This window comes from Phyllobacterium sp. SL163 (genome assembly GCF_049896885.1).
GTDB classification, from domain to species: domain Bacteria; phylum Pseudomonadota; class Alphaproteobacteria; order Rhizobiales; family Rhizobiaceae; genus Phyllobacterium; species Phyllobacterium calauticae.
Genome location: NZ_JAFCVE010000005.1, coordinates 66,636 through 80,540, shown reverse-complemented (window position 1 = coordinate 80,540; position 13,905 = coordinate 66,636). Strand labels below are relative to the sequence as shown.

The 13,905-nt window shown below is 56.4% G+C and carries 14 protein-coding genes; 10 read left to right on the top strand and 4 right to left on the bottom strand.

The annotated features are described in order from the left end of the window. Positions 1-44: 44 nt before the first annotated feature. Positions 45-1,643: an ABC transporter substrate-binding protein gene (locus ACP7B1_RS12675; RefSeq protein WP_346306775.1), complete on the bottom strand. Its 1,599-nt coding sequence runs from the start codon at positions 1,641-1,643 to the stop codon at positions 45-47. A 159-nt stretch (positions 1,644-1,802) separates the two neighbouring features. Between ACP7B1_RS12675 and pepT the strand changes: the two genes are divergently transcribed. Beyond that, positions 1,803-3,041, top strand: a complete 1,239-nt coding sequence (gene pepT / locus ACP7B1_RS12670; protein ID WP_346306776.1) for a peptidase T — start codon at positions 1,803-1,805, stop codon at positions 3,039-3,041. Between the two features lie 10 nt (positions 3,042-3,051). Here pepT and ACP7B1_RS12665 read toward each other — a convergent pair whose 3' ends face one another. After that, a complete protein-coding gene (locus tag ACP7B1_RS12665; RefSeq protein ID WP_346306777.1) occupies positions 3,052-4,422 on the bottom strand; it encodes an MATE family efflux transporter in 1,371 nt (456 codons plus the stop codon). A 113-nt stretch (positions 4,423-4,535) separates the two neighbouring features. Beyond that, positions 4,536-5,168: a DUF2239 family protein gene (locus tag ACP7B1_RS12660; RefSeq protein ID WP_346306778.1), complete on the bottom strand. Its 633-nt coding sequence runs from the start codon at positions 5,166-5,168 to the stop codon at positions 4,536-4,538. Positions 5,169-5,307: 139 nt separating this feature from the next. Here ACP7B1_RS12660 and ACP7B1_RS12655 point away from each other — a divergent pair, with 139 nt between their 5' ends. The 6 genes from ACP7B1_RS12655 to ACP7B1_RS12630 all read left to right on the top strand — a co-directional run bounded on the left by ACP7B1_RS12655 (position 5,308) and on the right by ACP7B1_RS12630 (position 9,501). Then, complete coding sequence (locus ACP7B1_RS12655) at positions 5,308-5,643, top strand: GIY-YIG nuclease family protein (RefSeq protein WP_346306779.1); 336 nt, start codon at positions 5,308-5,310, stop codon at positions 5,641-5,643. Between the two features lie 125 nt (positions 5,644-5,768). Next, a complete protein-coding gene (locus ACP7B1_RS12650; RefSeq protein ID WP_346306780.1) occupies positions 5,769-6,362 on the top strand; it encodes a class I SAM-dependent methyltransferase in 594 nt (197 codons plus the stop codon). Continuing rightward, positions 6,362-6,952, top strand: coding sequence for a DedA family protein (locus tag ACP7B1_RS12645; RefSeq protein ID WP_346306781.1), 591 nt, complete (start codon positions 6,362-6,364; stop codon positions 6,950-6,952). Before ACP7B1_RS12650 ends, ACP7B1_RS12645 begins: the two co-directional genes overlap by 1 nt. Before the next feature lie 63 nt (positions 6,953-7,015). Then, complete coding sequence (locus ACP7B1_RS12640) at positions 7,016-7,690, top strand: response regulator transcription factor (RefSeq protein WP_346306782.1); 675 nt, start codon at positions 7,016-7,018, stop codon at positions 7,688-7,690. Next, positions 7,687-9,054 carry a sensor histidine kinase gene (locus tag ACP7B1_RS12635; protein WP_346306783.1) on the top strand — a complete coding sequence of 456 codons (1,368 nt, stop codon included), beginning with the start codon at positions 7,687-7,689 and terminating at the stop codon, positions 9,052-9,054. The genes ACP7B1_RS12640 and ACP7B1_RS12635 overlap by 4 nt, the downstream gene beginning before the upstream one ends. A 147-nt stretch (positions 9,055-9,201) precedes the next feature. After that, on the top strand, positions 9,202-9,501 hold the full coding sequence (locus ACP7B1_RS12630; protein ID WP_346306784.1) for a hypothetical protein: 300 nt from the start codon (positions 9,202-9,204) through the stop codon (positions 9,499-9,501). Between the two features lie 24 nt (positions 9,502-9,525). Here the strand turns inward: ACP7B1_RS12630 and ACP7B1_RS12625 are convergent, their stop codons facing one another. Further along, entirely contained in the window at positions 9,526-10,239 is a 714-nt protein-coding gene (locus ACP7B1_RS12625) for a GntR family transcriptional regulator (protein WP_346306785.1), read from the bottom strand. Between the two features lie 262 nt (positions 10,240-10,501). On the opposite strand from ACP7B1_RS12625, the gene ACP7B1_RS12620 reads away from it, so the two are divergent. The 3 genes from ACP7B1_RS12620 (at position 10,502) to ACP7B1_RS12610 (ending at position 13,905) form a co-directional block, all read left to right on the top strand. Beyond that, positions 10,502-11,587: an ABC transporter ATP-binding protein gene (locus tag ACP7B1_RS12620; RefSeq protein ID WP_346306786.1), complete on the top strand. Its 1,086-nt coding sequence runs from the start codon at positions 10,502-10,504 to the stop codon at positions 11,585-11,587. 29 nt (positions 11,588-11,616) lie between these two features. Beyond that, complete coding sequence (locus ACP7B1_RS12615) at positions 11,617-12,912, top strand: PotD/PotF family extracellular solute-binding protein (protein ID WP_346306787.1); 1,296 nt, start codon at positions 11,617-11,619, stop codon at positions 12,910-12,912. Between the two features lie 63 nt (positions 12,913-12,975). After that, positions 12,976-13,905: an ABC transporter permease gene (locus ACP7B1_RS12610; protein ID WP_426136949.1), complete on the top strand. Its 930-nt coding sequence runs from the start codon at positions 12,976-12,978 to the stop codon at positions 13,903-13,905.

The following is a 13,905-nucleotide window of genomic DNA, read 5'->3' as shown; positions in this document are numbered from 1 at the left end:
TGCGCAGGGGCCGGGCGTTGTCCCGGCCCCGTCGCTTAACGATCTTATTCGTCGATGTCGACATCTTCAAACAGATTGCCGCCGAATGGATCAACGCGGAAATCCTTCACCTTGGCACTAATCGGTTGCTGGACGATCTGATGGGCAATCGTCAGCCAGGGTGCCTGCTCCTTGAACACGACCTGAGCCTGTTCATACAGCTTTGTTCTCTCGGCCTGGTCCGTGGTCAGTTTGGCTGCCTGGATCAGTTTTTCAAAGTCCTCGTTGCACCAGTTGGCGCGATTGCCGCTGCCAATAGCCTGGCAGCCCAGAAGGGCCGCAAGAAAATTGTCCGGATCGGCAATGCCGCCCGTCCATCCGAGAATGACCGCGCCGTCCCGGTCTTTTTCCAGCGACCGCTTCAGGTATTCGGTCCAGTCATAGGAAACGATTTCAGCCTTGATGCCAACTTTTGCCAGGTCAGACTGCATCATTTCGGCGGTCCGGCGCGCGTTGGGCATGTAGGGACGCTGAACGGGCATGGCCCAGATTTTCATCGAAAGATCTTTGACGCCAGCCTCTGCGAGCAGTTTCTGCGACTGGGCGGGATCATAGGCATCGTCCTTGACGGCTGCATTGTATGACCAGACACCCGGCGGAATGGCATTGACGGCAACCATGCCGGTCGAGCCGTAGACCGCGTCGATGATCGCCTGCTTGTTGACGGCCATGTTGATGGCCTTGCGCACGCGCACATCGTTGAAAGGCGCGACCAGCGTGTTGTAGGCCATGAACGCAATGTTCAGGCCTTCCTTTTGCAGGAGGTTGATCGCCGGGTCGGTTTTCATCTCAGCAAGATCGGCCGGGTTCGGGTAAGCCATGACATGGCATTCGCCAGCCTTGAGCTTCTGGTAGCGGACTGAGGCATCCGGGGTTACGGCGATGATCAGATTATCGATCTTCTGCTTCCCGCCCCAGTAATCGGGATTGGCCGTATAGCGAACGGCCGTGTCCGGCTGATAATCGACAAACTGGTAGGGACCGGTTCCGATGGGTAACAGGCCAAATTCGTCCTGCTTGCCCTCGGCCAGAAGCTTGTCCGCATATTCCTTGGATTGAATGACTGCGAATGTGAGGGAAAGGGAAGCGAGCATCGTCGCTTCCGGACGGGTAAGGACGAACTTGACTGTATGCTCGTCGACTTTTTCGATCTTGCCGATGAGGCTCGGGAACGAATAGGAATTGTATTGCGGCCAGACTCCCTTGCCATTGTAGGGATTGGCCTTGTTCCCCTGACGGTCGAACGTAAAGATGACGTCATCCGCATTGAAATCGCGCGTCGGGGTAAAATAGCTCGTTGTCTGGAATTTCACGCCCTTGCGCAGGTGAAACGTGTATTCTTTCCCGTCGGCGGAAATATCCCAGCTTTCGGCGAGGCCCGGCTCCAGTTCGGTCGAACCGCGTTTGATCTTGATGAGGCCATTGGAAACATTGCGGGCGGAGGCGTCATATGTCGCACCCGATGTGGTGCTCGCAGCGTCAAAGCCGTCTGGCGCGGCTTCCGAGCAATAAATCAATGTCTTTGCGGAAGCCACAGCCATGGTTGTTCCGCTCAATCCGAGGGCAAGGATAGTCGCTGAAAGAATTTTCTCGGGAAGTTTCATGTCGTCCTGTCTTTTCTGGGAATCAACGTATCACATGGATGGGATCGGAATTTATCGGCGAGGGGTCGGAGCAATGCAATACAAATATGTCACCTAAACGCTTGTCCTGAAAAGTGGAATCATCGAAACCAGCATCTTTGATCAGAGGCAGAGAACGCAATGGACATTGTTGAACGATTTCTCAACTACACACGCATCAATACCACGACGGTCCCCGGCGCAGGTCATTTGCCTTCGAGTGCCGGTCAATCAGTATTGGCGCGCTTGCTGGCTGGAGAGTTGCGTGACCTTGGGCTGGATGTCGAGGAACGGGAGCATTCGATCGTGGTGGGGACACTGCCGAGCAATGCAACCGACAAGAATCGTACGATTCCAACCGTGGCGTGGGTTGCCCATCTCGACACCAGCAGCGAGTACAATACGGATACCAAAGCCCAGATCGTACAGTATGAAGGCGGCGATATCGTCTTGAACGAACAGCTTCAGGTCGTTATGCGCCCGGGCGATTTTCCCGAGCTGACGCGTTATGCCGGTGACCGGATCATTGTTACCGATGGAACAAGCTTGCTCGGTGCGGATAACAAGTCAGCCATAGCCGAGATCATGCATGCGATGCAGACGCTTCAGTCAAATCCCGGGATTGAACATGGCGAGGTGAAGGTCGTGTTTGTCCCGGACGAGGAAATTGGCCTTCTGGGAGCCAAGGCGCTGGATGTCAAAACCCTCGATGCCGATTTCGCCTACACGCTGGATTGCTGCGAGATTGGCGAGATCGTGCACGAGAACTGGAATGCGGGTGAGTTCCACATCACCTTCCACGGGCAGACCGCGCACCCGATGTCGGCCAAGGGCAAGCTGCGCAATGCCGTGCTCTTTGCCCAGCAATTCATCGCCATGCTGCCGGCAGGTGAAAGACCGGAATATACGGAAAACCGCGAAGGCTACTATTGGGTCAAATCCATCCATGGCACGGTTGCCGAAACACGGATCGTTCTCGACATCCGTGATTTTACCCAGGCGGGATTCGACCACCGGCGCCACTTTGTCGACACCGTCGTCGAGAGCTTTAATCAACTCCACGGTGCCCAGACTGTGACGGCAGCATATCAGCCAATGTATCGCAACGTCGCCGACAGTTTGCAGGGCCCCAATCATTATCCGGTACAGCTGGCGCTGGAGGCGATGCGGGCGATTGGCGTATCGCCGAAGTCGATCCCCATGCGCGGCGGCTATGACGGCGCAGTGCTGTCGGAAAAGGGCTTGCCTTGCCCCAATTTGTTTTGCGGCGCCCATAACTTTCATTCGATCTATGAATTTCTGCCGGTGCGTTCGCTCGAAAAGGCCTCCGAGATGGTGGTCGAAATCCTGCAACGCGCAGCGCGTGCGCCGCAGGATTAACCCTGGTCATTCAGACCAGGCGTGTGATGTGGTGACGTCGCCATGAAAAACGGAAGTACAGCATCTGAAAGAGCAGTATTGTGACGAAGGTCGTGGCATAGGCAATCCATATTCCAGTCAGCCCGATCTTGGCATTCATGAAGTAGGCCAGCGGTATTTCCACTGCCAGGATGGCGAGAATTGACAGGCCAGTCGGATTGAGCACAGTACCGCTGCCACGCATCGCGCCGGTCAGCACACTGGTCGCTCCAGCCGCCAGAAGACTCCAGAGCACAATGTGCAGAAGCTGTATTGCTGTAGCAACGACCTCACTATCGGTTATGAACAAGCCGATAATCGGGTTGGCAAACGCATAAGCGAAGATGACGAAGCCACCCGTTGTGATGATGTTCAGCCATAGGCCGGTGTGCAGGATTTTACCGATCCTGTCTGCCCGGCCTGCACCGATGGCGTGGGCGGTCAAAATCGACGTGGTGATGCCAAGCGACATGACTGGAAGCTGGACCCAGTGCATCACCTGATTGATTGCCCCGTAAGCTGCTGTTGCATTGGCGCCATGCCGGTTTACCAATCCAAGCAGGACCATCTCAGCTACCGCCATCGTCAGCATCTGTACAGCCATTGGAAGACCTATGCGCAAGATGGCTTTGGCAAGATGGAGATTGATCCGCATCTGGAAAAGGTTTCGGAAATTCGGCGCAAGAGGGTGATTCTTGCGTCGCCAATGCCCGGCAAGCCACAGCATCGCAATGATGGCGCCGACAAAAGCTGAGATGGGTGCACTGGCTACACCAAGGGACGGTATGCCAAACCAGCCACGAATGAATGCAGGGGTGCAGACAAGAGAAGCGACTGTAGCGATTGAGAGAGCTAACAATGGTGTCACCGCATCGGATACGCCACGGCTCATCGACGTTGTCAGCCAAAGCGTAAAGATGATCGGCATCCCTGCCAGCATTGTGCGCGCGTAAATCGTGGCATCGGCTTGGATGTCAGCAGGTGTCCCAAGCATCGATATGATTTTTTGCGCAAACAAGCTGCCGACTATGCTGACGATGAAACCCGCAAGGATCATCATTCCCAAAGCCGTGCCCGCCACAGTCCGGACCTTCCCGCGGTCGCCGCTCCCCCAGGCTTGACCGATGAGAACTGTCGCACCACTGCTCAGGCCGATAACGATTGAGAATAAAAACAGGATGATCGGAAAGAATGCCGATGCAGCTGCAATCGCTTTGACGCCGAGAAATTGGCCCAGAAAGATTCCGTCAATCGTGCCTGATGCCGCCTGCAATACATTGGTCAGCATCATCGGCAGGAGGATGGCAAGGAATGTGCGCCATAGGGGCCGCGCAGCTCTTGGCGCGATACTCTGTTGGGTCATGTCAAATGTCAGGCACAAGCCTGCCCTTCCGGAGCGGCATTTCGCTCCAGTTCTGATAGGTTGGATAGTCGTATATTTTGTCGACGTGCGCCTTCCCGCCCGGAAAGTGGTGCCTACTGTCTGCCGTATGCCAGCTTTATCGCATACTGGCGCACGTCGGTTGGCCATTCGCTGACCCGTTCGACAAAAGCGGTCTGGTTGCCGGCAAACAAAGCCCGGATTGCGTCTTCAAAGCCAGGCATATTGCCCGCCATCGCCAATGCGAAGTGGTAGGCTGCTTCCTGGGCGGCACGGGTTTTGGTTTCACTGCCGCCCGCCTTTCTGGCTTCGTCGATCAACCGCCTGAGCGCAACGGATGCACCCCCGCTTTGCTCGGCAAGCCACTCCCAATGCCGCGGCAGAAGTGTGACTTCCCGGGCAATGACGCCGAGTTTTGGCCGTCCTCGCCCACGCGGTGCAGGTGCGGGCAGGCCATCCTCGGGTTCCCGCGACGGCTGGCTTGCATTTTGCCAACCGTCATCATCCTTCGACGACTGCAACAACCGTGCAATGATGTCGGTCTTTGTACCGCGCAGATCGAGATCCACGACGCGGCCAGTCATGTCGTCAAAGACGAGGAGAGGTCCGGAAGTGTCGCCTTCTTCGGAAGTATTCTTTACGGCCAAGGCCACTTCGACCAGGGGGCCGGACAAGAGAAGGTTTGTACCGTCGAAAGCGGTGCAGGGTCGGGAAAGATGGTCGGTCATGACGGGTACTCGATTGATATTTGATTTATATCCGGGTTATAAAATGAAAAGTCAATATCATCCGGGTAATAAATTGACGAAATTCGGATTGACTGCTATGGGGGCTATGACTTGAAAACTCTTGTGAATGGAATGACGGATGAAGACCGAGGACAAAAAGGCGGCGATCGCGGCCTATAAGGAAAGAAAAGCGATCGTTGGAATTTATGTCGTTCGCTGCCTCGCGTCGGGCAAAATCTGGATTGGCCAAAGCACCAACCTTGATACGATCCAGAACCGCCTGTGGTTTACGCTTCGTCTTGGCAATCATCCGTGCCGGGACCTGCAGCAGGCCTGGAACCATGGGACATCGGACGATTTCGTGTTCGAGGAACTCGAACGAATGGAGGACGAGAAACTGGCCTATGTCCGTCAGGCCCGTCTCAAGGAGCGTGTTGCATATTGGCGTTCTTCGCTTGGCGGCGCGGCTATTTGACCAGCGGCAGGGCCTGCCGGAATCGCCAAGCCGAACCTGTGAATTCTTGCCGGGCATGCCAGACTGTCACAATGTTTGCGCTCGCACATGGTGGAACCCGCAACGTTCCTCATGTGAGATTTTGAATGGCTCAAACAGATATTCTTCGGTTCTTCAGTGCCTGGCTGCGCGCACCCCTACGCGTCGCATCGGTAACACCATCCAGCAACAGTCTGTCGGCTCTGATGACCGAGCACATATCGCCGTGTCACGGCCCTGTTCTGGAGCTTGGTCCCGGGACGGGCGTGTTCACGTCGGCCCTGCTGAAACGCGGCATTGCAGAGCGCGACATCACGCTGATTGAGTATGGGCCTGAGTTCGTGCCTCTCCTCAAGGTAAGATTTCCCGATACCAAACTCTACCAGATGGATGCGCGGCATATCGGGGAGCGCGGCCTCTTTGAAGACGCGGTTTTCGGCAATGTCATCAGCGGATTGCCGCTTCTGTCGATGAAACCCGCCATCGTGCTGGCGATCCTTGCAGGATGTTTTTCCCGGTTGCGCCGTGACGGCGGATTTTACCAGTTTACCTACGGACCCAAATGCCCGGTGTCACCCCCGCTCCTGCACAAGCTCGACCTCAAGGCAGAGAAGACCGGCTGGACGTTCCGCAATTTCCCGCCGGCTTCGGTCTACCGCATCACCCGCAATCCGGTTCCCTCGCTCGGGAATGCGCGCTGATGGATTCTCCGCTTTATGCATCGCTGCTGGACATGGGATTGCTTGGCATTGTCGCTCTTGCCTTTGCGGAGAAGCTGATCCCGGTTCTTCCGTCTTATCTCATGCTGGTGTTTCTCGGTGCGACATATGTGTCGGGGCTCCCGGAACTGATTGTTCTCGTGCTCGCCACCGTGTGCGGGTCCACGCTGGGTGCCCTGTTCTGGTATGGCATTGGCCGGTTGGCGGGAAAGGAACGAACGGATGCGCTTGTCGCCCGTTTCGGCCGCTATATTTTCCTGCCGGTCACCCGGTACCGTGCCATGGCCAACGCCTACGAGACAAACCAGTTCTGGGTTACGCTCGTCGCCCAGACCATTCCGACCATCAGGATATTCCTGGCAATGCCAGCTGGTGTCTTGCGATTGAAATTGCAAGGCTTTCTGCCGGCAACCATTCTCGGCATCTTTGTCTGGAATACGCCCTTGGTCGGTCTCGGCTTCCTGTTGCGTCAATCGGAACGTGATCCGCTGCAGATGGGAATAGCTGTTGTTGGCGCTATTCTTCTGGGTGAACTGGCCGTTGGATTGATCTTTCGCCGTGTGCGTGGATGAGTGGCACCTTCCGCATGCAAGGACGTGGCGATAAAGTCGGGTGAATCGGGGGCGGAGTGGCAGATGCGTATATTGCTGGTTGAGGACGAACCGCAACTGGTCTCGGCGCTGAGAGCGGCGTTTGCACGCCACAATCTGGTGATGGACCATGTCGGCAGTCTCTTTGATGCCGAGCTCATTCTCAATGACGGGGTTTATGACGCGCTGCTGCTCGATCGCCAACTGCCTGATGGGGATGGATTGAGCCTCATTCCAAAATTGCGGAGCAATGGTCTCACCTTGCCCATCATTGTTCTGACGGCCAAGGGGCGGGTACCAGAGCGTATCAGCGGCCTCGAGACCGGTGCCGATGACTACATGGCCAAACCATTCGACTTCGATGAGCTTCTGGCCCGGTTGCGGGCGGTTCTGCGCCGTCCGGGGTTGGCGCAGTCGCAAATCATCACGGTGGGGCGATTGAGCTTCGACATGGCCTATCGCGATGTTCTCGTCGGCAATTGCCGGCTTGAGATGCCAAGGCGTGAAATGCTGGTGCTTGAAAGCCTGGTGCGCCGCGTCGGCCGCATGGTTCCGCGGCCTGCGCTGATGGAAGCTGTCTTCGGCTTTGACGATGAGATTCAGTCGAACGCACTCGATTCCCACGTCTCAAGACTTCGCCGCAAACTGGCCGATGCGAAGGCTGGGGTTGTGATCAATGTCATTCGCGGGGTGGGTTATCTCCTGCGGGAGGAGTCATGACGGAGCAGCGCCCGCAATCCCTCAGGCGGCGATTGTTCTGGCGGTTGCTGGCGGTTCAGTCCGTTGTGCTCATTCTTGTCATCGCAGTGCTTTTCGGTTCCGGGCAGTTGTTCGACTTCCGTTCGACGGAAAACACCGTTGAAATTCTCGAAGCGGGTATTGGAAGAGACCCGCAGGGTGGTCTGATACTGAAGGATACGGATGCAATAAGGGCGTTGCGAAAAGATGTGCCGGACCTTTGGTACATCATTCGGGATGGGCAGGGGCATCAACTGACGGAAGGCGATATCCCGGAGGAATATGCCGGCATAGGAAATGCTCTGGACCGGATTGGCCAGGCCCGTTTCGGTTGGAATATCGGTGACCGGGAGAGACCAACGGCCCGAATGCGCTGGGTCGAGACCGACGCTGGCCGTGTACAGATACTGACGGGATCATCCGCGCTTGCGCCGTTCTTCATGGTGTTTCTGGGAATTTCACTGATCCTGCTGAAACTTGTCGTTCCGATACTCGGGATCATTGCGCTCGGTGCTTTCGTAGCAACGCCCATTGTCGTGCGGCGATCACTGCGGGGGTTGGAACAGGCTGCCGCGCAGGCGGATTCAATCGATATCGAAAAACGCGGGGTTCGATTGACGTCGACTGGCATGCCCTCGGAAGTCACGCCTTTTGTGCGCGCGGTCAATGGAGCGCTGGGTCGTCTGGACGAAGGCTATGACCGCCAGGAGCGTTTTCTCGCCGACGCCGCGCACGAACTGCGCACGCCCATAGCGATCCTCAAGACGAGGGTCGCATCGTTGCCGCAAGGCATGACCAAATCTCTTCTGACAGAGGATACCGCAAGACTGGCGGTTCTGGCGGAACAAATGCTTGACCTGCAGCGGTTGAAACAGGACGTGCGCCATTTCACCGATGTTGATCTCATCCAGCTCGCACAGCGCGTCGTTCTCGATATGGGGCCTTTGGCATTCACCGCGGGGTATGAAGTCGGTTTTGAAGCCGCCGCCGCCAATGCGGTCGTGCAGGGCGATCCCGTTGCCTTGGAAAGAGTTGTGACCAATCTTGTGCAGAATGCCATCGATCACGGCGGCCGAACAGGCACCATCGCGGTGATTGTCGGGCAAAACTGGATCGAGGTTGCGGATGAAGGGCAGGGCGTTCCCGCTGAACTTCGCGAGCGCGTGTTCGAGCCGTTTTTCAAACGGCATCAGGGCACCAAAGGTTCCGGTCTCGGACTCAAGCTGGTCCAGGAGATCATGGAACTGCATGGCGGGAATATTACCATTGTGCAGAGACCGCTTGGCGCCTGCTTCCGTGTCGAATTTGCGCCTTCCATAACGGCTTCCGGCCAGCCAGCAGAATGACTGGCAGGAGATTGCGCTGAATTGTGCGCTTTTCCGGCGCTCTTCAACGATAGATTGCGTGCCGGGATGCAACCGTAATTTCGTTGCAATGAAAGGTGACTATGATTGTGGTGTCAGTATGCAGAAATTCAAGAAACGGGAATACGCATGGACGGAACAACCGAGCCAGTGCTCATGGCAGCACTGCCACTCATCGTGGGGATGGGGGCGGTCCTGATTGGCATTGTGGCCATGATAGGCAGTTGCCGATTTAAGGTGAGTACGGAGCGTTCAGCGCTCGTCGCGCTTCTGGCGTTGTTAGGTCTGTTCGCCGTTTTCTATTGGTTTGTTGGCGCTCAGATGCCTGTCATACTCGTGCTTGGCGTGGTGGGGTTGGGTTTTGCGGCTGCGCTCGTCATCAAACGCGTCTGCACCGAAACCAAAAGGCATAGGACTGAAGGAATATGAAATCCTTCCCTTTTGGGATGAAACCTACAACCGCAGCGCTTGACGCAGCGGCGCATTGCCGGCAGCCCTGTAATCAAGATCTTCTTCAATGTGATCGATGTGGTGGAGGATCGTGCCGGCGGCTTTTTTTCCGTCCCGTGCGATAAGCGCGCCGAGAATATCCGCATGCTCCGATCTGGCGCAGCTCGAAGCCCCGGATTGTCCGTATAATGCGATGACGAGGGATGATCGGGCGATCAGTTCCCGCATGAAACGCTCAAGAATCTGATTTCCGGCAACCGCCGCGAGCATCAGGTGAAAATCGCCAGAAGCTTTGATCGCCGCGCGCCGCGCATTTGGTCCTCGCTCCGCAAGCAACCGTTCTTCTTCTCTCAAATGGCTTCGGAACATGTCGATGTCAGCGATTACCATGCGCTCAGCCGCACGCATGGCAATCTCCGGCTCGATGACCCGGCGGGATTCAAAGATTTGCCGCGCTTCGTCTGGTGAGGGATAGGCGATGAACGCGCCCCGATTGCGCTCGATCTTGACCAGTCCCTCAAACGCCAGCATCTGCAATGCGGCGCGCACGACCGTGCGGCTGACGTCGAAAAGCTCGCCCACCTCGGTCTCGATCAGCTTTGTGCCCGGGGCCAGCCTTCGCTCGACGATAGCATTGTAAAGCGCCTCACGAATGAGTTGCGAACGGTCATCTTGCGCATCATCGCGTAACGGGACTGTCTCAATTGCTGGCTTCATCGGTTCCTGCCTTCCAAGTCTCTTTTAGCGCGATTTCCAGCTAAGACCAGCATCCAAGATTGCACGCTGTGGAAATATAAATTGCATACAATTTCACCGAAGATTGAAAACATTGAACATAAATTGTGCATTGCAGCATTGCGGTATGCGCTGGGAAACTGATCCTGCGGAAATTGGCGCAAGGATTCCAGAGGCTTAGGAAAAAGTCTCGGAATTGGCACGGTATATGCAGAGCTCCAGTGGGCAGAAAAGGGAACGCTGCATGAGCAAAGCCGCTGAAATTGACATCGTATCGGTTTCGAAAGTCTACGGTACCGCAACGGCCGTGGACACGATCAGCCTGAAGATTCCCGCCGGGACATATTGCTGTCTTCTGGGGCCATCCGGTTGCGGCAAGACGTCGACATTGCGGATGATTGCGGGCCACGAAGTGATTTCAAGCGGTGATATCCGACTGGGCAACACTGTGGTGACGGATTTTCCTCCGGCCAAGCGTGGCACGGCGATGATGTTTCAGTCCTATGCTCTGTTTCCGCATCTCGATCTCATCGACAACGTCGCCTTCAGCCTGAAGATGAAGGGCGTCGGCAAGGAAGAGCGGCGCGCCAAGGCAATGGCCATGCTCAAACTGATGCAGATGGACGCCTATGCGACCCGCCGGCCCGCACAACTCTCCGGCGGGCAGCAGCAGCGGGTCGCGCTTGCACGCGCCCTGATCACTGACCCGGAAGCGCTCCTGCTTGACGAACCGCTTTCCGCTCTCGATCCGTTTCTCAAGATACGCATGCGCGCTGAGCTCAAAAAACTGCAGACCAGCCTGGGCATAACCTTCGTCCATGTCACGCACAGCCAGGAAGAAGCGATGGCGCTGGCGGATCTCATCGTTGTGATGAACGATGGCAGGATCGAGCAGGCGGCGCATCCGCGAACCGTGTTCGAGCGACCCGCGACAGCTTTTGTGGCGCGCTTCATGGGCGATCACAATGTGGTTTCCGGACGGGTTGCGAACAGTTCGAAGGGCCTTGTCCATTTTGATGTTCCGGGCGGTATTTCGCTCGCCGCCGCAGGTCATGCCGAGGCCGGAGCGGCCATCGATATCGCCATCCGCACCGATCGCGTCCGTATCAGCGGCGCGCCGGCGGCGGGTTTCGGGTTTACCGGCGTGGTTTCCAACATCGAATACCGCGGCGCGTCGATAAAGCTCTCGGTAGCCGGTGCCGGCATCGATGATTTCACGGTCATCGTCAGCGACCAGGCCTTCGATGAAAAGCCTGTTTTCGTGGGTGAAGCCATCCCGCTCGCCTGGGACAGCAATGACGCCATCATTCTTGGGCGTCTGAACTCCTGAATGAAACAACCAAAAAAGGGGAACTGAACATGACAGATACAATCAAACACAAGGCAGGATTGAACAGACGCGCGTTTCTGAAGACAGGCGCCGCGGCTGCAGGTCTGGTCGCCGGGTCCGGCGCCATTACCGGCTTTCCGACCATCTGGGCGCAGAACATCAAGAATGTAACACTGCGCCAGTTCGGAACAGGCGTTTCCAACCTCAATGACGTTGCCAACAAGGTGAAGGAGGATCTCGGCTTCACGCTTCAGATAACGGCGCTCGATTCCGACGCGGTGACCCAGCGCGCGGTCACACAGCCGGACAGCTATGATATCGCCGATATCGAATATTGGATCGCCAAGAAGGTCTTTCCAGCGGGTGTCATGCAGCCGATGGATGTGTCGAAGATGAAGTATTTCGACAAGATCGCCCCGCTTTTCGTAACCGGCAAACTGACTCCGGAAAGCAAGATCGCGCAGGGAACAGCGCCCCATACGGTGGGCTTTGTCGAAAGCGCGGACTCAACGAAATTTGCCGCCGAACCGACCAAATGGATGACTCTGATCCCGACGATCTACAATGCCGATACCCTTGGTATCCGGCCGGATCTGGTCGGCCGCGACATCACCAGCTGGGCGGATATCATGGACCCTGCCTTCAAGGGCAAAGCGTCGATCATCAATATTCCGTCCATCGGCATCATGGACGCTGCCATGATCTGCGAATCCATGGGCACCATCAAGTATGGCGACAAGGGCAATATGACGAAGGCGGAAATCGACCAGACAGTTGCCTTCCTCATCAAGGCGAAAACAGATGGCCAGTTCCGCTCCTTCTGGAAGACATTCGATGAAAGCGTGAATCTCATGGCTTCCGGTGAGGTGGTCATCCAGTCCATGTGGTCGCCGGCCGTCGCTGCCGTCCGCTCCAAGGGCATAGCCTGCAAGTATCAGCCGCTGAAGGAGGGCTATCGCGCCTGGGGTGGCGGGCTCGGTCTCGCCAAGCACCTGAGCGGCATCGAGCTTGATGCCGCCTATGAATATATCAACTGGTATCTCTCCGGCTGGGTGGGCGCCTATCTCAATCGGCAGGGCTATTATTCCGCAGCGCCTGAAACCGCAAAGAACTTCATGACGGCGGATGAATGGGGGTATTGGATGGAAGGCAAGCCGGCTGCGGGCGACATCGTTGCTCCCGATGGCAAAGTCATGGAGAAGGCGGGGGCAGTTCGCGATGGCGGGGCATTCGAAGCCCGCATGGGTGCAGTTGCATGCTGGAATTCCGTCATGGACGAGGATCGTTACATGGTCCGCAAATGGAACGAGTTCATCGCCGCCTGACGTGCAGCTTGGCCGCCTTTTCCCCCGGGGGAAAGGCGGCCTGTCCTTCCAGAGGAACGTTCCATGACAACAACAGATCTTTCCGCTGATACAACCAACGAGCCGGACAAGTTCGCCAGGCCATTTCGCAGGATATGGCCCAAGTCGATCCTCCCGTTGCTCTCCTATCTCCAGGCGATGCCGCTGGCGCTTATCCTCGGTCTGTTTCTGCTGTTGCCGATCCTTACAATCGTCATGGTCAGCTTCTGGGACTATGACTCCGTACGGATCTATCCGGATTTCGTCACCTTCAATTATACCGAAACACTGGGCTCGTGGGTCACGTGGAAGATTTATCTGAACACCTTCAAGTTCACGCTGATCGTCTGGGGTCTCACCTTGCTTATCGGTTTCTGGGTGGCCTATTTCCTTGCCTTCCATATCCGTTCAACCACCATGCAGATGGTGCTGTTTCTTGTCTGCACTGTGCCGTTCCTTACCTCGAACATCATCCGGATGATTTCATGGGTGCCGTTCCTGGGGCGCAATGGCCTGATCAATTCATCGCTGATCCAGCTTGGCATTGTTCCCAAGCCACTTGAGTTTCTGCTGTTTTCAGAGTTTGCGGTCGTCCTGGCGATGGTGCATCTTTACACGCTCTTCATGGTCACGCCCATCTTCAACACGTTGATGCGTATCGATCGCTCGCTCATCGAGGCCGCACGCGATGCCGGCGCCTCCGGATTTCAGATATTGACGAATGTCATCATACCGCTGGCCAAGCCCGGCATTGCCATTGGTTCGATTTTCGTTGTCACGCTGGTGATGGGTGATTTCATTACCGTGCGTTTCATGTCGGGCGGACAAAGCGCCTCCGTCGGCCTGATGATGGCAAACCAGATTTCGCTCCTGCAATATCCTGCCGCCGCCGCCAATGCGGTCATTCTCCTGATTGTCGTGCTGTTGATCGTTGCCGCGATCCTGCGTGTCGTCGATATTCGCAAGGAACTCTGA